Genomic DNA, 18,103 nt, shown 5'->3' with positions numbered 1-18,103 from the left:
CAGTCACTCATATGTCCACCACTCGCAGTTCGATCCTCTCCACTGCCGATGCGCGGCGGCCCTTGGTCGCTTCGGCCGCGGTGGCGGCCTTCGCGCGCGGCGGGTACCACGGAACGACCGTCGCCGACGTGGCACGCGAGGCGAAGATCTCCCCGGCGTACGTCTTCAAGCTCTACGCGGGCAAGGAGGCGCTGTTCGTCGCCGCGCTCGAGGCCTGCTTCGACGCGATCCTCGTGGCGCTCGAAGAGGGCGCAGAGGCTGCGGTCGATCCGTCGCCCGACGGCATCCTCGACGCGATGGGCGACGCCTACGCGCATCTCATCGCCGACCGGAAGCTGCTCATGCTGCAGGTGCACGCGCAGTCCGTCGCAGAGATCCCCGCGATCGGCGAGGCGCTGCGCGTCGGACTCGGCCGGGTGGCCACCTTCGCGCAGAGCCGTTCGCATGCCGCGGACGACGCCGTGCAGCGCTTCATCGCCTACGGGCAGCTGTGCCACCTGATCGTCACGACCCAGCTCGACGGGCGGCCCGAGGAGTGGGTCGCCGCATTGACCAAGGGGATCACGCACCCGGACTGATTCGCGCCCCGGGTGCTGTCCCGTCTTTTGCTGTCCATCAGAGTGAGTGAGTAATCACTCATAACACCATCCGATGTCCCTCATCCAGAACGGGAGTACCCCATGACCACTCTGACCATCCCGACTGCCGCGACGGCACCGCGCAGCACACATCGCTGGCTGGCTCTCGGCGTCCTCGCCCTCGCGCAGTTCCTCGTCGTGCTCGACGCCTCGATCGTGAACATCGCCCTCCCCGTCCTCGGTCGGCAGCTCGGCATGGACACCGCCGCGCTCGCCTGGGTGATTACGGCGTACGTGCTCGCGTTCGGCGGACTGCTCCTCCTCGGCGGGCGGCTCGCCGATCGCTACGGGCACCGCCGGGTGTTCCTCTTCGGAACGGCGGGTTTCGTCGCCGCCTCCGCCCTCGCCGGGTTCTCCGTCTCGAGCGAGATGCTGCTCGGCGCTCGCGCACTGCAGGGCGTCTCCGCCGCGCTCCTCGCCCCGGCCGCTCTCGCCCTGCTGACCCACCTCTTCCCGGATGACAGGGAGCGCACCACCGCGCTCGGCGTCTGGGGCGCCGTGGCCGGGATCGGCTCGGCCGCGGGCGTGCTGCTCGGCGGGGTGCTCACCGCGACCCTGGGCTGGCAGTCCGTGTTCTTCGTGAACGTCCCGGTCGGCGCGCTCGTGCTGATCGCGATCCCGCTGCTCGTCACCCGCGACGGCGCGCGGACTCCCGGCCGACTGGATGCGGCGGGCGCGGTGACCGTGACGGCAGCGCTGGTCGCGCTCGTCGGAGCCCTCAGCGCTGTGGAGCAGCTCGGGTTCCTGCACCCGCTCCCGCTCGTGCTGTTCGCGGCGGCGCTCGTCCTCGGTGCCGTCTTCATCGCGGTGGAGCGTCGTGCCGTCGAACCGCTCGTCCCGCTGTCGGTGTTCCGCAACCGCAACCTCGCGCTCGGCAACGTCGTCATGCTGCTGGGCGGCGCGGCGATGGTCGCCCTCTTCTTCGCCCTGTCCGTCTTCATGCAGGCCGTGCTCGGCTACGACGCGCTCACGGCCGGGCTCACGCAGCTGCCCCTCGCCGGTGTGCTGGTGCTGGTCGCCGGCGGAGCTCCTGCCCTCATCGCACGCCTCGGCACCCGTCCCGTCCTGATCGGATCGCTCCTCGTCCTCGCCGTCGGCCTGCTGTGGCTCGCCGCCGCGCCGTCCGACGCGGCGTTCCTGACCCAGCTGCTGGGTCCGACCGTCCTCATCGGGATCGGGCTGGGCGGCGCCGTCGTCGCGACCACCCAGCTCGCGGTCGACGGCGTCGCCGGGGGAGAAGCGGGCCTCGCGGGCGGCCTGATCAACACGAGCCAGCAGATCGGAGGAGCGGTGGGACTCGCGGTCCTCGGCACGGTGGCCGGGCTGCGCACCGCGGCGCTCACGGCGAGCGGCGCCTCCGCGGCCGACGCGATGACCGGCGGGTTCTCGTGGCTGTTCATCGGCGCGGCCGGCCTGGCGCTGCTGGGTGCGGCGACCGTCGCGGTCTGGCGCCGCGGCTGACGGGGCCCGCACCATACCCCGGAGCGTGGTTCGCGCTCCGGGGTATGGTGCTGCCTCACTGAGAGCAATCAGCACGTTTATTGGTCGCTGATACCTGCAGAATGCCAAGCAGATCGTGACTTTCTCGGTGCTATCTGCTCTGCGATTTGGCGGTGGCGCACTTCCCGGCGGATACTGCTGACACCCGAGACGCCACCGAAGGAGCCCGGGAAACCCATGCAGACCGCACTGCTCGCCCCCACCGCCACCCTCGCCGTCCTCGGCGGAGGCCGGCTCGGCGTCGTGCTCGCCCGGGCGCTGTCGGACGCCGGGTTCGCGGTGCACGGCCCCTTCGGGCGTGGCGCGAGGATCCCCGAGGTCGACGTCGCGCTGCTCTGCGTGCCGGACGCCGAGATCCCGGAGGCCGCATCCGCCGCTCGCCCGCATGTGCGACTGGTCGGTCATGTCTCCGGCGCCACGCAGTTGGGCGATGCCGACTTCAGCCTGCACCCGCTGCAGACGTTCACGGGCGCCGAGTCGTCCGACGCCTTCCACGGGATCGGTGCCGCGATCGCCGGGCGCACGCCGGACGCGCTCGCCGTCGCGGAACAGCTCGCGCTCGCTCTCGGAGCCCGTCCGTTCGCAGTCGACGAGGCGCACCGTGCGAGCTATCACGCGGCGGCGTCCTTCGCCTCCAACTTCGTGCTGACGCTGCTGGACGCCGCGGAGGAACTCGCGTCCTCGGCGGGGCTCCGAGCCGGCGACGCCCGACGGATCCTGGCGCCCCTGGTCCACCGCACGGTCGACAACTGGGTCGCCACCGGGGCACGGGCTGCGCTCACCGGTCCGATCGCCCGAGGCGATGCGCGCACGGTCACGCGACAGGGCGCGGCGATCGACGAGGACGCTCCGACCCTCCGTCCGCTCTTCGACGAGCTCGTCACCGCGACGCGGAGCCTCGCCGCCGCGCCCGCGGAGCCGGCCAGGGCCGCGGACGCGGAAGAGGGAGCCGCATGAGGATCCTGCGCACGATCGCCGACGTCCGAGCCGCCGTCCGTGCCGCCCGGCGAGACGACCGCACCGTCGGGCTGGTGCCCACGATGGGCGCCTTCCACGACGGGCACCTCTCGCTCATGCGGACGGCCCGCGCGGACTCCGACCTCGTCGTGGTATCGCTGTTCGTCAACCCGACGCAGTTCGGTGCGAACGAGGACCTCGGCTCCTATCCGCGTGACGAGGCCCGCGATGCCGCGCTGGCCGAGGCCGCGGGCGTCGACATCCTCTTCGCCCCCGATGTCGCGGAGATCTACCCCGACGGCTTCGCCACCACCATCCACGTGGCGGAGCTCACGGACGTGCTCGACGGCGCGAGCCGCGGGCCGCATCACTTCGACGGCGTCGCCACCGTGGTCACGAAGCTCTTCGGGATCGTGCGACCGGATGCGGCGTACTTCGGCCGGAAGGATGCGCAGCAGGTCCTGGTCGTCCGCCGCGTCGTGCGCGACCTCGACCTCGACGTCCGGATCGTCCCGTGCCCGATCGTGCGCGAGGCGGACGGACTCGCCATGAGCTCGCGGAACGTCTACCTCGACCGCGCCTCGCGCGCCAGGGCGACGGCCCTGAACCGCGCCCTCGACGCGGGCGAGGCGGTGTTCGCCACCGGGGAGCGCGACGCGGAGGCCATCCTCTCCGCCGCGCGGCGCGTGCTCGACCACGCCGGGATAGCCCCCGAATACCTCGAGCTTCGCGACGCCGAGACCTTGCGGGACGTCACGACGGTGGAGCGCGATGCACTGCTCGCGGTCGCCGCCCGGGTCGGCGGCGCTCGGCTGATCGACAACCACCTGCTGACCGTCTCCGATGCGAAGGGCGCCGAATGATGTGCACCACCCCGAGGAGCGCGAACCTCCGCCGCATCACGGGAGTGCGCCCATGAGCGCGCACGCCGCCCCGCGCGCTCGGGTCACGCTGGCGGGTCTCGTCGCGAAGAAGGCCGGCAGAGAACCCATCGTGATGGTCACCGCGTACGACCACCCCGGCGCGCAGATCGTCGAGGCGGCGGGCGTCGACATCGTGCTGGTCGGCGATTCGGCCGCGATGACCGTGCTCGGCTACGACAGCACGGTACCCGTCGCGGTGGACGAGATGCTCATGCTGACGAAGGCCGTGCGCCGCGGTCTCACGACGCCGCTGCTCGTCGGAGACCTGCCCTTCGGGTCGTACGAGGCCTCGGACGAGCTCGCGATCGCGACCGCCCTGCGCTTCGTCAAAGAGGCGGGCTGCGACCTGGTGAAGATCGAGCGCGGCGGCACCACCGTCGAGCGTGCGCGGGCACTCGTCCAGGCGGGCATCCCGGTGGTCGGACACGTCGGGCTCACCCCGCAGACGGCCACGGCGCTCGGCGGATACCGCGCCCAGGGACGCACCGCCGAAGCCGCGCTCGCCGTGATCGACGACGCTGTGGCGCTGCAGGAGGCGGGGTGTTCGCTGCTCGTCGTGGAAGCCGTGCCCTCCGAGGTCACCGCGGCCGTCGTCGCGCTGCTGGAGATCCCGGTGATCGGGATCGGAGCGGGAGCGGATGCCGACGGCCAGGTGCTCGTGTTCCACGACCTGCTCGGTCTGTACGACGGGGGAGCCGCTCGGTTCGTGAAGCGCTATGCCGAGCTGCGCACGGCGGCCGTCGCCGGGGTCGAGGCCTACGCGGCGGAGGTCCGCGGCGGCGTCTACCCGGCTGCCGAGCACGGCTATGCGATGGCCGAGGGCGAGGCCGCACGGCTGCAGGAGCTGCTGGCCGCGCGCTGACGCCTCCGCTCGGGTGAGGGGGATTGCGGAATGCCGGCATGCGTTCGAACAAAGCTTCGAAACTCGAGGCGATCCGAGATAAAATGAAGCATGTCGAAAATGTCCGGGTTGCACGAGGCGATGTCTCGCCTCGACGAGGCCTGGGCTGACGCCGACGACGCCGGTGACCTCTCGCGTGAGCAGCTCATCACGGTCGTCGAGGCGATCGGTCTGCTGCAGCGGCGCCTGGATTCCGTGCACGTCGACGTGGCGGCAGGCATCGCGCGCGAGTCGCGCCCCGAGCTCGGCGCCGAGAGCCTGGCGAAGCAACGCGGCTTCCGCACGGCGGCGAAGCTCATCGCGGCCGCCACCGGAATCTCCACCGGCGAGGCCCAGCGGCTGGTGAAGGTCGGAGAGGCGACTGCCCCGAGAAGCGACCTGATCGGCTCGCGGCTTCCGGCTCGATACCCGCTCATCCGAGAAGCTCTCGGCTCCGGCGCTCTGGGCGCGCAGGCGGCGGCCCTCCTCATCGCACTTCTCGATCGCTGCCGTATCGCCGCGGGAGCCGAGCGCATCGCCGAGGCCGAGCGGCTGCTGGTCGCTGCGGCCGAGGGGCTCGAGCTCGATGCCGTGCGCAAGCTCGTCGTCCGCGCGGAGGCCTGGCTCGATCCGGACGGCGTCGAGCCGCGCGCCGATGAGCAGCGCGCACGCCGTTCTCTGCGGATCTTCGAGCGCGGCGGCATGGTGCATCTGCACGCCCAGCTCGACCCCGAGACGGCGGCCCCTGTCGTCACCGCGATCCGCGGCTATGTCTCCGCCGCATTCGCCGCCCGCTCCGACGCGCCCTTCCCCGGCGCGCCCGACGCGGACCGTCGCACCGTCGCCATGGTCCAGGCCGACGCCCTCTCCGTCTTCTGTGCTCACGTGCTCGGCTGCCGCGGCGATCGGGTTCCGCTCGCGGGTGCGACCGTGGTGGTCCGGGTGGGGCTGGAGGATCTTCAGTCCGGGCCGGGCTCCGCGACGATCGACGGACTCGACCAGGTGGTCGACATCGGGGCGGCGCGGCGGATGGCGGCCAGCGGCGGCGTGATCCCCTGGGTTCTCGGTGGTGCCAGCGAGATCCTCGACTGGGGCAGGGAGAAGCGACTGTTCACGCGAGCGCAGCGTCTGGCTCTCGCCGAGCGCGACGGTGGCTGCGCCATGTGCGGACTCCCGCCCGAGATGACCAGGGCTCATCACATCCGTTGGTGGCAGCGGGATCGAGGGCCGACCGACCTGTCGAACGGCATCCTGCTCTGCGAGACCTGCCACCATCGCATCCACGACAACGACTGGGAGATCGTCATCGAGGGTTCGGGGGTGAGCGGTCGGCCGTGGTTCATCCCGCCCCGCGCCGTCGATCCGGATCGAACTCCGCGGCTCGGCGGACGCGCACGGTTCGACATCGCGGCATAGCGACGATCGGCGCGGCTAGGGCTCCCAGCGCAGCAGGTCACCCGGCTGGCAGTCCAGCGCCTGACACAGGGCGTCCAGGGTGGTGAAGCGCACCGCCTTCGCGCGGCCGTTCTTGAGCACGGCGAGATTGGTCGGAGTGATGCCGATCCGCTCGGCAAGCTCCCCGACGCCGATCTTCCGCCGCGCCATCATCACATCGATGTCGACCACCACCGGCATCAGATCACCTCGTCGTCGAGCTCGGAGCGCAGCGACCGCGCCTCCACGTCGCGCGCGATCGCCTGGCGCAGCAGCGCCTTCATCACGACCACCAGCAGTGCCATCCCGGCCAGCACCACGCCGGCGCCGCCGATGAGAGCCACCACGCCCGGGGCGATCGACCCCGGCGCGAGGACGGCGGCGAGGATCCACGTGAGCGCCGCGGCCACCAGGATCGCGCCGATGATCACATCGACGGGCCGGAACGACGACTCCGAGAAGATTGAGCCGCGGCGCACCTTCGTCAACAGGATCCACACGCACACGCCGAACACCTGCATCGTCGCCACGCCGAGCCCGATGATCGACACGACCAGGAGGCGCCCCCACAACTCGCCCTCGGCCAGATCGAGCCACAGCAGCGGCAGGATCAGCGCCTGCACCGCCACCGAGCCGACCAGGGCCAGAGCGATCACGACCCGCAGCACCGCGATCGTCGTCTTCGCCACGTCGCCACCTCCCGAAAACCATCGAATGACAACGAGAATCTATCGTTAATCGTTCGATCCGGCAATCGGAAGCGATGAGAGACCGTTACCCCCGGCGCAGCCGAGACCGCACGCGGCGAGCCGTCCGCGCGACGGCATCCCGCCAGGCGCCGCCCGGCCACTCGCGGCGCAGCTGCACCGTTCCGTCGGCGTCGACGGCCAGCTCGCAGCGCCGACCGGCGAGCAGCGGCGAGCGACCGGCCTTCTCCAGCGCCCCCGGTGCAGCCGTGAGCGGCGCCGTGAGGTTCCACCCCGCGCGCCGGACCGTCACCGCCAGCGCCGCCGACCTGGCCTTGCCGTCGCCGAAGACCTTCACCGGGTCGACGGCGAGCGGGATGGCCGTGAGGTTCTTCGGTCGCTTGTCGGCGAGGCGGCGCTCGGGTTCCGACTCGGTCGCCGGTGCCGCTCCGGCATCCGACGCGGCCTGCGCGGCGAGTCCGATCCGGTCGTTCCTGGTCTCCTTGCCGACGATCAGGAGCCCATCCAGCAAACCGTCCAGCGAGGTCAGCGGCAGCGACACGAGCCGCTCCGTCGACCCCGCCTTCTCGAAGACCAGGGCCTCTTCGCCGTCCCGCGTGATCCGGACGCGCACCGTGAGGTGGAGTCCGCCGCCGCGCGACCAGCGGGCCGCCGTCACCGTGGCGGTGCACTCCATCCCGGCCTCGAACTCCGCCAGCCGCACGAGGTCCTCCCGGCGGTCCGCTCGCAGCAGGCCGGCGCGGATGCGCTGCGGGAAGGAGAGGCCGGCGTCGACGCCGGGGCCGAACCGCCGCTGCACCAGCGGCACCACCACATCCAGCAGCCGCTCGCGGTACTCCGCCGGGTACTTCACCATCCGCCGTCCGGCGATCCGGTTGAGGATCTTGCCTCGGAACCAGTGCCGCAGCAGTCGGTCGCGCACGCGACCAGGCTCGGTGTTCGCCTCGACCACATCGAGCACGGTCTCCAGGTGCGGGAAGTACGACTCCGGCTCGATGCGCGCCGAGCTCGCGCTGCCCGGCTGCTTCACCCACGCGTAGCAGGGCTCGCTCGCCAGGATCGAGATCGTCTCGGCGGCGAAGTACGCCTGCATGACGAAAAGGTGGTCCTCGAGGCGCACCTTGCCCTCCGGGAAACGGATGCCGTGCTCGCGCAGGAACGCCGTGCGGAACATCTTGTGCGGCGTCAGCATCTCCAGGAGCGGATCCTGTCCGAGCACCGCGTGCGGGATGTCGCGGCGGAAGATGCGGGCGGGCAGCTTCCGGCCGATCCCGACCTCCTTGCCGACCACGACGTCCGAGCCGTTCTGGTCCGCGTAGTCGCACAGCTTCTCCAGGGCGCGCGGGAACAGCCGGTCGTCCTGGTCGACGAACTGCACGTACGTTCCGCGGGCGGCCTCGACGCCGCGGTTGCGCGGAGTGCCGGGCCAGCCCGAATGGGGCAGTGACAGCACCCGGATGTTCGGTCGGGTGCGAGCGGCCTCGGCGAGTCGCTCGGCGGTCTCCGGGCCGGATCCGTCATCGCACAGCAGGACCTCGAAGGCGTCCCGGTCCAGCGTCTGCGCGTCGAGCGAGGTGATCAGCTCGTCGAACGACGCCTTCGGCTGGAACACGGGCACCACGACGCTGACCCTGACGCTCCCCGTCGGCTCTCCGCCGGTGCCGTCCCCGATCGTGCCTTCTCCGGTCGTGCTGCTCATCACTGCTCTCTCCCCCACTGCTCTCGAACCCCGCCATGCCTGCTGATCAGCCAAGCATCCCTTCCTGGACGGCGCACCAGGCTTGCGGCGCGCTGGACGGTATGCACAGGAACGCTCCCACCCGAAACTCCCACCCCACATCCAGGCTGAACGATATATCGTTGACTATCGTTCACGACTGGGAGGTCATCATGAGCAACGCATTCCCGTCCAACCCGTTCGGCGGAGACGGCAGCACCGGCGGCGGTCTCTTCGGACACGGCTTCGGCGGACCCAACGGCCCGGCCGGCGCGCTCTTCGAGGCGATGGACCAGCTCCGCAAGTCGTTCGAGTCCCGTCCGTCCGGCGGTTCTCGCATGGCGCGCGGCGACGTCCGCACGGCCGTGCTCTCGCTCCTCGCCGAGCGTCCGATGCACGGCTACCAGATCATCAACGAGATCGCCGAGCGCAGCGGCGGCACCTGGAAGCCCAGCGCCGGCTCGGTGTACCCCACGCTGCAGCTGCTCGCCGATGAGGGCCTGATCGAGGCCGAGGAGCAGAACGGTCGGAAGACCTACTCGCTCACCGAGGCCGGCCGAGACGTGGCCGCCGAGGCCACGGAGACCCGCGCGCCGTGGGAGCCCGCGAGCAAGGACGGCAACCGCGACAACGCTCGCTTCAGCGCACTGCCCAAGGCCGGGGTCGACCTCGCCGCCGCAGCCGCGCAGGTAGGACGCAGCGGTTCGCCCGAGCAGGTGCAGCAGACCATCGAGGTGCTCGACGAGGCCCGCCGTAGGCTGTACTCGATCCTCGCGCAGGACTGACCGCGCAGTGCGGCATCGGGTGGGGACCTGCGAGAGGACCACGCGATGACGGATGCTGCGGCACAGGGCGCCCACCGCGCCCGGTACCGCCGCATCCTGTCGTTCGCGGGCCGTGAGTTCCTGAAGATCTGGTGGTTCGAGCTCGTCCTGCCGCGCTTCGGCATGAGCGGCATCGCCGAGCGCACGCGCGGGCAGCGGATGCAGCATTTCGCGCGGCGCTTCCACGTGCTGGCTGTCGACCTGGGCGGCCTCATGATCAAGGTCGGGCAGTTCATGTCGTCGCGTCTCGACGTGCTCCCGCCGGAGATCACGAAAGAGCTCGAGGGTCTGCAGGACGAGGTGCCGGCCGTGCCGACGCCGAAGATCCGCGCGCTCGCGGAGGCCGAGCTCGGGATCCCGCTCGAACGCGCCTACGCCTGGTTCGACGAGACGCCCGTCGCCGCCGCCTCCCTCGGGCAGGTGCACCGCGCCCGACTCTCGGCCCTCGACGCCGCGGACACCGGGCTCGAAGAGGTCGTGGTCAAGGTGCAGCGACCGGGCATCGGCGACATCGTCGCGGTGGACCTCGCCGCCCTCCGCCGCGTCGCCCGCTGGCTGACCCGCGTGCGGATCGTCGCCGACCGCGTCGACGCGCCCGCCCTCGTGGAGGAGTTCGCGACGACCAGCCTCGAGGAGATCGACTACCTGCACGAGGCCGCGAACGCCGAGAGGTTCCGGGAGAACTTCGCCGACGACCCGCGCATCGATACGCCGGAGATCGTGTGGGAGCGCTCGACGCGTCGCGTGCTCACACTGTCGGACGTGACCGCGATCAAGATCAACGACACGCACGCACTGCGCGCGGCGGGCATCGATCCGGCCGAGGTGGCCGCCGTGTTCGCCGAGGTCATGTTCGACCAGGTCTTCACCCACCGCTTCGTGCACGCCGACCCCCACCCGGGGAACATCTTCGTCACGCCTGTCCCTTCGACGAGCTCAGGGACCCAGGCTGGCGCAGGGGCCCAGGCTGGCGTAGGGACCCAGGCTGGCGCAGGGACCCGGGATGGCGCAGGGACCCAGGGGCGGTTCCGGCTCACGTTCATCGACTTCGGGATGATGGCCGAGGTGCCCGACAGCCTCCGCGACGGACTGCGCACGCTCCTCATCGCCGTCGCCAGCCGCGACAGCAGGAGCCTCGTCGCCGCCGCGCAGGAGATCGGCGTGCTGCTGCCCTCCGCAGACACGGCCGAGCTGGAACGCGCCCTCACCGCGCTGTTCGCCCGCTTCGGGGGCATGGGCTTCGCGGAGCTGAGCACGGTCGACCCGCGGGAGTTCCGTGACTTCGCGGAGGAGTTCGGCGACATGGTGCGCTCGCTCCCGCTGCAGCTGCCCGAGAACATGCTGCTGCTGATCCGCGCGGTATCGCTGACCTCGGGCATGTGCAGCGGCCTCGATCCTGCGTTCAACGTCTGGGATGCCGCGGAACCTTACGCCGGACGGCTGCTTCGCGATGAGAGCGGGAACCTCGTGCAGGAGTTCGCGGGTCAGGCCATGGACACCATAACCACGACGTGGCGGCTGCCCGGTCGCATCGACCGCATCATCACGCGCATCGACGACGGCAACGTGTCGTTCGACACCTCGCGGCTGGAGCGTCGCCTCGACCGGCTCGAGGGCATCGCGCGACGCATCGCCTCGGGTGTGCTGTTCGCCGCGATGCTGATCGGCGGCGCACTGCTCGTCCCGTCGCTCCCGCCGCTCGGGATCACCCTGATCTGCGTGTCCGTGCTCCCGCTGCTGCACTCGCTGTTCGCCGGCGTCCGCCGCCGCTCCCGCTGAGCCCCTCGCACCTGCACGATCTGCGGTCCGGCCACGCCGCCGCGCCTCGCGTGGAAAGATGGGTTCTCATGGATACGCCTGACGAGAAGCCCACCGAACGCTCCGCAGGAGGTCCGACCCCGCGCCCGCGCACCGACGCGATCGTGACCGGGACGCACCGCCAGGCGGTCAAGGCCTCCGAGGCCGCACGAAAGATCGTCCGGGACATCACGACCGTCCCGCCGCGCAGCGTGCACCCCGCGCTCGTCCCCGGGGTCTCGGTCGAGGAGACGGGCCGCACCTACCGCACCGACCCGCTCGTCTTCGGCGTCGCCGCCGCGTTCGCCATCGCCTTCATCGCGTGGGGCGTGTTCGCGGGGGACAACCTCGCCGGCACCACGAGCACGGTGCTCGCGTGGGTCGTGGAGTACTTCGGGTTCTTCTTCACCACGATCGCCACGATCATCCTCGTCTTCATGCTCTTCGTCGGCTTCAGCCGCTACGGGCGCATCCCGCTCGGACGCGACGATGAGGAGCCCGAGTTCTCGATGTTCTCGTGGATCTCGATGCTCTTCGCCGCGGGCATGGGCATCGGCCTGGTGTTCTGGGGTGCCGCGGAGCCGCTGACGTTCTTCGAGAACCCGCCGCCCGGCACGGTCGAGGCGAACACCCTCGAGGCGATGCATACGGCGCAGACCCAGGTGCTCTACCACTGGGGTCCGCAGGCGTGGGCGTTCTACGCGCTCGTCGGCGGCGCCATCGCGTACGGCGCCTACCGCCGCGGTCGCACGCCGCTGATCTCGTCGATCTTCGCCCCGCTGCTGGGCGAGAACCGCACGACGGGCCCGGTCGGCCGCACGATCGACATCTTCTCCATCATCGTGACCCTGTTCGGCACGGCCGCCTCGCTGGGCCTCGGGGCGCTGCAGATCGGACACGGCGTCGAACTCGTCAGCGGTGCCGGCCCGCTCGGCAACGGCATCCTCATCGCAGTGATCGCGGTGCTCACGGCGTGCTTCATCGCCTCCGCCGTGTCGGGCGTCTCCAAGGGCATCCGCGCGCTGTCGAACATCAACGCCGTGGTCGCCATCCTGCTGGCGTTCTTCGTGTTCTTCGTCGGCCCGACGCTGCTGATCCTCAACGTCATCCCGTCGGTCGCCGTGCAGTTCCTCGGCGATCTGCCCACTATGATCGGCCGTTCCGCCTCGCAGGGTGAGGCCGCGCAGGCCTTCCTGTCGAGCTGGACGATCTTCTACTGGGCGTGGTGGATCTCCTGGTCGCCGTTCGTCGGCATGTTCATCGCGAAGATCTCGCGCGGCCGCACGCTGCGCCAATTCGTGTCCGTCGTCATCGTCGTGCCGTCCGCGATCTCACTCGTGTGGTTCGCGATCTTCGGCACCACGGCCATCCAGCAGCAGATGGACGGCGCGGGCCTCGTGGTCGACCCGCCGGAAGAGGTGCTGTTCGGGGTGCTGGAGAACCTGCCATTCCCGCTGATCACCAGCATCGTGCTGATCATCCTCATCGCGATCTTCTTCATCACCGGTGCCGACTCCGCCTCGCTCGTGATGGGCACGCTCTCGCAGCAGGGCCGCCCGGAGCCGTCACGCTGGGTCGCCGTGGTCTGGGGTGTGCTCGTCGGCGTGATCGCCGCCGTGCTGCTGGTGAGCGGAGCCGAGGGGAGCGGGCTGCAGTCGCTGCAGAACGCGACGATCATCGCGGCGCTGCCGTTCGCGATCATCATGGCGTTCATGATGATCGCGTTCATGAAGGATCTGCGGCGCGATCCGCTGATCCTGCGCGACCGGTATGCCAGAGCGGCGGTTCGGCACAGCGTCATGGCCGGGCTCGAGGAGTACGGCGACGACTTCGCGCTCGTGCCCGTCGAGTACGACCACTCGGAGGACGACCTCGCCTGGATCGACGAGGACACCGTCGACGACACGCTCGCCGAGGTGTACGAGGCCGCGACCGAGGCGATCGACATCATCCCGCCCGCCGAGGTGGAGGCCGCGGTGGACGCCGCGCTGGATGCCCCTGCGGACGACCCGGCGCCTCCCCGCGCCGACTGACCTTCTCGAGATCAGGCGATCACGCCGGATCAGGCAGTTCCTCGTCGGAACGGCCTGATCCGGCGTGATCGCCTGTTTTCGCAGGAGCGGTGGGCTGCTCTGCGGCCGCAGTGATGCGCGCGGCCATGCCGGCGAAGATCAGTCCGTGGAAGGGCAGCACCGCGAGCCAGTACAGCCGACCGGTGAGCCCGCGGGGGAAGAACACCGCGCGCTGCTCGTACCGGGCGCCCTCGACATCCGGTACGGCGCGGAGCTCGAGCCACGCCTCTCCCGGCACCTTCATCTCGGCGCGCAGCCTCAGCAGATGACCCGCCTCGGTCTGCTCCACCGCCTCCACCCGCCAGAAGTCGATCGCATCGCCCACACGCGCGGCGGTGCGACTCCGGCGTCCGCGGCGCAGCCCCACGCCGCCGACGATGCGGTCCATCCACCCTCGGATCGCCCACAGCAGGGGCGAGGAGTACCAGCCGTTCTCGCCGCCGATGCCGAGGATCACGCGCCACAGCTCCTCGACAGAGGCGGCGGTCCTGACCGAACGGGCGTCGGTGAACACGGTGCGTCCCGCCCAGTCCGGGTCGCTCGGCAGCGGGTCGCTCGGCGCACCGGAGACCTCCGCATCCTGCCAGCTGGTCTCCACATCGTCGGCCTCCACGCGTCCGAGGGCCAGGCCGACGGCGCGCCGATACGGCGTCAGTCCATCCGCGGGACGCGGGATGAGGTCGTCGACCGCGTGGTCCTTCATGATGCACTCGTTCTGCAGCGACGCCACGAGCGGCCGCGCGATCGACCGCGGCACGGGAGTCACCAGGTTCACCCAGTGCGAGGCGAGGCCCGGGGTGAGCACGGGCAGGGCGGCGATGGCCCGCTGCGGCAGGCCGGCCTCGACCGCGTAGCCGTTCATCATCTGGCCGTAGCGGAGCACATCCGGCCCTCCGATGTCGACGGCGCGGTTGACCTCTGGCGCGACGCGGGCGGCGCCGAGCAGGTAGTGCAGCACGTCGCGCACGGCGATCGGCTGGATGCGGTTGCGCACCCACTTCGGCGCCGGCATGTAGGGCAGCACGTCGGTCAGGTGCCGGATCATCTCGAACGACGCCGACCCGGAGCCGATCACCACGCCCGCCTGGAGCACGAGCGTCGGCACGCCCGAGTTCAGGAAGATCTCCCCCACGTGCACCCGCGAACGCAGGTGCGGAGACAGGTCCACGTCCTCGGGATGCAGCCCGCCGAGGTAGACGATGCGCTGCACCCCGGCGCGCACGGCCGCTGCGGCCACGGTGCGGGCCGCACGCTCGTCGCTCTCCTCGAACCCGGCGCCCGCGGTCATCGAGTGGATGAGGTAGTACACGACGTCCACATCGGCGACGGCACGGGCCACCGCGTCCTCGTCGTCGGCGGAGCCCTCGACGATCTCGCAGTCCCGGCCCCAGGGGAAGGACGCCGCCCGCTGAGCGTCTCTGGCGAGCACGCGCACGCGGTAGCCGGCGTTGACGAGGCGAGGGGTCAGCCTCCCGCCGATGTATCCGGTGGCCCCGAGCACCAGCGCGCGCGGGGCGGTGCCGTCGGCGCGGGGTCGGGCGCGCAGCGTCTCTTCGCGGCCGGTGGGCTGGGTGAGCTCGGTCATGGGTCGAGCGTACGTCCAGCCGGGCGTCCGGAGGACGGGCTTGCGGAGGGGGAGGAGGCTCAGTAGGGACGTGCCTGTACGATCGAGGACATGCTGTCTGTCGAATCGATTCGATCCGCGCCGGATCAGGCTTCCCGCCGCGCCCGTGTCGCCGTGTCCGCACTGTTCCTGACCAACGGCGCCCTGTTCGCGAACATCCTGCCGCGCTACCCCGAGATCAAGGCATCGCTCGGCCTCGACAATCTCGGCTACGGCGTCGCGATCGCGGCTTTCCCGGCGGGCGCGATCGCGGCGGGACTCCTCGCCGCGGTGCTGATCCGCCGATTCGGCTCGGCCCGCATCGCCGTGATCGGAACCGTGCTCACGAGCCTGGGGCTGCTGTCGGCGGCGCTCGCTCCGTCCGGAGTGCTGTTCGCTATCGCGCTGCTCCTCGGCGGAGCGTCGGATGCCATCACGGATGTCGCCCAGAACGCGCACGGACTCCGCGTGCAGCGCCGCTACGGCCGCTCGATCATCAACTCCTTCCACGCGATCTGGTCGATCGGCGCGGTGCTCGGCGGGGTGATGGCCGCGATCGCGATCGCGCTGCGGCTGCCCTTGGGCGTGCACCTCGGGATCTCCACGGCCGTCTTCGCGACGGTCGCCCTCGTCGCGCTGCGGTTCTGCCTTCCCGGACGCGACGACGAGACCGAGGCGGATGCCGCCGCGGAGCCGTCCGCGCTCGCGGGCGCCGTGCGTCGCGGCGTGCGTCCGCGGACCGTGATCGCCGTCATCGCGCTGACCCTCATCGCCATGGCGGGCGCCGTCGCCGAGGATGCGGGCAATTCCTGGGCGACGCTGTATCTCGCGGATTCCCTGGGGGCTGCCGCCGCGATCGCCCCGCTCGGCTTCATCGCCCTGGTCGGCGCGCAGTTCGTCGGACGTCTGCTCGGGGATCCGCTCACCGACCGCTTCGGGCAGCGGTGGGTGGCCCGGATCGGCGGTCTCATCGCCGCGGTGGGGATGACGCTCGCCCTCGTCTTCCCGAGTGTGCCGGGGACGATCCTCGGGTTCGCGGCGGTCGGCTTCGGCATCGCGACCCTCATCCCCGCGGCGATGCACGCGGCGGACGAGCTCCCCGGTCTGCGACCCGGTGTCGGGCTCACGGTCGTGTCGTGGCTGCTGCGCCTGGGCTTCCTACTGTCGCCGCCGTTCGTGGGGTACATCGCCGAGACGCAGAGCCTCCGGGTGGGACTCATCGTCGCCCCGGCCGCCGCCCTCGTCGCGGTGCTGCTGGCCGGATTCCTCGACAAGCGCAGAACTGCAACATAAGGGTTGCACTGAGCGAGACCGATGTGCAACTCTAGAGTTGCAGTCGGCGCAGGGCCGACGAAGAAGGCGTGAAGCACCGAAAGGAAGCATCATGGTGAACATGACCCACAACGAGGCATCGGTCGTCGACGAGGAGACCTTCTCGGTCCGGCGAAGCATCCAGATCGCGGCACCGATCGAGAAGGTCTGGCGTGCCGTCGCAGAGCCCGAGCACGTCTCCCGCTGGTTCGGCCGAACCGTGCTGGACGGTACCGGGGTCGGGGCGACCGGGACGATGACGTTCCCCGACTACGACGTGATCCCCCTCCGGATCGAGGAGTACGACGAGCCGCGGCGCATCGCGTACCGCTGGAACAACGACGACGCGCTCGGGAAGCTGCCGGATGCCGTCGACGAGGCGACCTCGACCGTCTTCACCTTCACGCTCGAGGAGTCCGACGGCGGGACACGGCTCACCGTCGTGGAGTCCGGTTTCGAGCGCACCTCCGACCCGCTCGCGAACCTCGAGGCGCACCGCACGGGGTGGGACCTGGAGCTCGACAAGATGGTGGCACTGGTGGAAGGCGAAGCGTGACGACAGGAACCCTGACGCCCATGTTCGCGGCCCTCGCGGACGAGACGCGGTGGAGCATCCTGACGGCGCTCGGTGAGGGGGATGCTTCGGCGTCCGCCCTCGCCGGGCGTCTTCCGGTGAGTCGCCAGGCGATCGCGAGGCATCTGAGCGTGCTGCAGGAGGTCGGGCTCGTCGAGCCCGTGCGCGCCGGCCGCGAGCTGCGTTTCCGCGTGGTCGGAGCGGAGCTGTCCGCGACCGCGCAGAAGCTCGACGCGATCGGGCGCGAGTGGGACCGTCGCCTCGCCGCGATCAAGGAGATCGCCGAAGGACTCTGAGCCCCGGCGTCACTCCGACTTCTCGGGGCCCTCGTGGTCGCGGATCACATCGCGCAGCTCCTGGTCGAGGTCGGAGGCCTCTTCGATCGCTGCCGTCATCCCCGCGAGGAATCGCGTCACGACCGCCCGCTCCTGGTCGGAGAGCTCGTCGACCAGCGTGAGCATCCGGCGGTGCATCGCGCCGAGGGTGGCGCGCACCTCCTCGTCGCTGCTGACACTGGGGACGATCACCCCGGCGCGCCGGTCCGTGGGATGCGCCTCGCGACGGACGTGGCCGCCCTTCTCGAGGCGGTCGATCAACGTCGTCGTCGATGCGGTCGAGATGTCCAGCATGCGGGCGATGTCGATCGGGCGGACGATCCGGCCGGCGCGCTGCTCCCGGAGGAGGAAGCGCAGCGCCATGAGGTCGGTCTCGTTCATGCCCATGGACGCCCGGGTGCGCGCGCGCATGGCGGTCTCGGCGGAGCGGTAGCGGCGCAGCATGTTCAGCACATCGACCGTGCTGACGCTCTCGCCGTCGGGGTACCAGTAGCCGGATCGGGCGTACTCCTGTGGTTCGGACATCACTCCACCTCGCCGTCTTCGCCTGTGCCCACCGGCTCCCGCTCCAGCATCTCGATCGCGCCCGTTGCGACCTCGGCCGGGACGATGCGGAGGAAGCCGCCGGTGATCGCGTCGTTCTCCGCGACGATGATGCTCTCGATCCGGTGCCGCGCCACGGCGGGGAACTGCTCCTGCAGCTGGTCGAGCAGCTCGGTGTACCCGATGTACTTCGCGTCTTCGAGGCTGACTCGCTCGAACATGGCATCCTTTCGCCGCGGGTTCTCATCCTCTCACCCGGAGAGCCCCTGATCGAACCGGAATTTTGCT

General features: G+C 70.7%; 18 protein-coding genes. 12 read left to right on the top strand and 6 right to left on the bottom strand.

Annotated elements, in window-relative coordinates; translation table 11 throughout:
• Positions 1-11 precede the first annotated feature (11 nt).
• From F6A08_RS17325 to F6A08_RS17300, 6 genes are all read left to right on the top strand, one after another.
• The gene (locus tag F6A08_RS17325) at positions 12-578 is read left to right on the top strand and encodes a TetR/AcrR family transcriptional regulator (protein WP_151460119.1); all 567 of its coding nucleotides are present in this window, start codon (positions 12-14) and stop codon (positions 576-578) included.
• A gap of 102 nt (positions 579-680) precedes the next feature.
• Positions 681-2,099 (top strand): MFS transporter, encoded by a 1,419-nt coding sequence (locus F6A08_RS17320; RefSeq protein WP_151460118.1) that lies wholly within the window; start codon positions 681-683, stop codon positions 2,097-2,099.
• Between the two features lie 216 nt (positions 2,100-2,315).
• A complete protein-coding gene (locus F6A08_RS17315) occupies positions 2,316-3,095 on the top strand; it encodes a DUF2520 domain-containing protein (RefSeq protein ID WP_151460117.1) in 780 nt (259 codons plus the stop codon).
• Entirely contained in the window at positions 3,092-3,958 is an 867-nt protein-coding gene (gene panC / locus F6A08_RS17310) for a pantoate--beta-alanine ligase (protein ID WP_151460116.1), read from the top strand. Before F6A08_RS17315 ends, panC begins: the two co-directional genes overlap by 4 nt.
• Positions 3,959-4,010: 52 nt before the next feature.
• The gene (panB, locus tag F6A08_RS17305; RefSeq protein WP_151460115.1) at positions 4,011-4,880 is read left to right on the top strand and encodes a 3-methyl-2-oxobutanoate hydroxymethyltransferase; all 870 of its coding nucleotides are present in this window, start codon (positions 4,011-4,013) and stop codon (positions 4,878-4,880) included.
• Positions 4,881-4,979: 99 nt separating this feature from the next.
• Entirely contained in the window at positions 4,980-6,314 is a 1,335-nt protein-coding gene (locus tag F6A08_RS17300; RefSeq protein ID WP_151460114.1) for an HNH endonuclease signature motif containing protein, read from the top strand.
• A gap of 15 nt (positions 6,315-6,329) precedes the next feature.
• Here the strand turns inward: F6A08_RS17300 and F6A08_RS17295 are convergent, their stop codons facing one another.
• From F6A08_RS17295 to F6A08_RS17730, 3 genes are all read right to left on the bottom strand, one after another.
• Entirely contained in the window at positions 6,330-6,533 is a 204-nt protein-coding gene (locus F6A08_RS17295; RefSeq protein WP_017201993.1) for a helix-turn-helix domain-containing protein, read from the bottom strand.
• Positions 6,533-7,021, bottom strand: coding sequence for a DUF2975 domain-containing protein (locus tag F6A08_RS17290; RefSeq protein ID WP_017201992.1), 489 nt, complete (start codon positions 7,019-7,021; stop codon positions 6,533-6,535). The genes F6A08_RS17295 and F6A08_RS17290 overlap by 1 nt, the downstream gene beginning before the upstream one ends.
• Before the next feature lie 85 nt (positions 7,022-7,106).
• Positions 7,107-8,738, bottom strand: a complete 1,632-nt coding sequence (locus F6A08_RS17730; protein ID WP_192576811.1) for a glycosyltransferase family 2 protein — start codon at positions 8,736-8,738, stop codon at positions 7,107-7,109.
• Between the two features lie 191 nt (positions 8,739-8,929).
• Here F6A08_RS17730 and F6A08_RS17275 point away from each other — a divergent pair, with 191 nt between their 5' ends.
• The 3 genes from F6A08_RS17275 (at position 8,930) to F6A08_RS17265 (ending at position 13,410) form a co-directional block, all read left to right on the top strand.
• Positions 8,930-9,541, top strand: coding sequence for a PadR family transcriptional regulator (locus F6A08_RS17275; RefSeq protein ID WP_026049694.1), 612 nt, complete (start codon positions 8,930-8,932; stop codon positions 9,539-9,541).
• 45 nt (positions 9,542-9,586) lie between these two features.
• Entirely contained in the window at positions 9,587-11,359 is a 1,773-nt protein-coding gene (locus tag F6A08_RS17270; RefSeq protein ID WP_151460113.1) for an ABC1 kinase family protein, read from the top strand.
• Between the two features lie 68 nt (positions 11,360-11,427).
• Positions 11,428-13,410, top strand: a complete 1,983-nt coding sequence (locus F6A08_RS17265; protein ID WP_017201989.1) for a BCCT family transporter — start codon at positions 11,428-11,430, stop codon at positions 13,408-13,410.
• A 19-nt stretch (positions 13,411-13,429) separates the two neighbouring features.
• Here F6A08_RS17265 and F6A08_RS17260 read toward each other — a convergent pair whose 3' ends face one another.
• On the bottom strand, positions 13,430-15,034 hold the full coding sequence (locus F6A08_RS17260; protein ID WP_151460112.1) for an SDR family oxidoreductase: 1,605 nt from the start codon (positions 15,032-15,034) through the stop codon (positions 13,430-13,432).
• Positions 15,035-15,124: 90 nt separating this feature from the next.
• On the opposite strand from F6A08_RS17260, the gene F6A08_RS17255 reads away from it, so the two are divergent.
• The 3 genes from F6A08_RS17255 to F6A08_RS17245 all read left to right on the top strand — a co-directional run bounded on the left by F6A08_RS17255 (position 15,125) and on the right by F6A08_RS17245 (position 17,233).
• Positions 15,125-16,345 (top strand): MFS transporter, encoded by a 1,221-nt coding sequence (locus tag F6A08_RS17255; protein WP_202814839.1) that lies wholly within the window; start codon positions 15,125-15,127, stop codon positions 16,343-16,345.
• Positions 16,346-16,436: 91 nt separating this feature from the next.
• Positions 16,437-16,919 carry an SRPBCC family protein gene (locus F6A08_RS17250; protein WP_151460111.1) on the top strand — a complete coding sequence of 161 codons (483 nt, stop codon included), beginning with the start codon at positions 16,437-16,439 and terminating at the stop codon, positions 16,917-16,919.
• A complete protein-coding gene (locus F6A08_RS17245; RefSeq protein WP_026049692.1) occupies positions 16,916-17,233 on the top strand; it encodes an ArsR/SmtB family transcription factor in 318 nt (105 codons plus the stop codon). The genes F6A08_RS17250 and F6A08_RS17245 overlap by 4 nt, the downstream gene beginning before the upstream one ends.
• A 9-nt stretch (positions 17,234-17,242) precedes the next feature.
• On the opposite strand, the gene F6A08_RS17240 is transcribed toward F6A08_RS17245, so the two are convergent.
• Both F6A08_RS17240 and F6A08_RS17235 read right to left on the bottom strand, forming a co-directional pair.
• Positions 17,243-17,797, bottom strand: a complete 555-nt coding sequence (locus F6A08_RS17240; RefSeq protein ID WP_017201984.1) for a MarR family winged helix-turn-helix transcriptional regulator — start codon at positions 17,795-17,797, stop codon at positions 17,243-17,245.
• Positions 17,797-18,036 (bottom strand): hypothetical protein, encoded by a 240-nt coding sequence (locus F6A08_RS17235; protein ID WP_017201983.1) that lies wholly within the window; start codon positions 18,034-18,036, stop codon positions 17,797-17,799. The genes F6A08_RS17240 and F6A08_RS17235 overlap by 1 nt, the downstream gene beginning before the upstream one ends.
• Positions 18,037-18,103: the final 67 nt, after the last annotated feature.

The organism is Microbacterium algeriense (assembly GCF_008868005.1).
Lineage (GTDB): Bacteria > Actinomycetota > Actinomycetes > Actinomycetales > Microbacteriaceae > Microbacterium > Microbacterium algeriense.
This window is presented reverse-complemented; position numbering and strand designations above follow the sequence as displayed.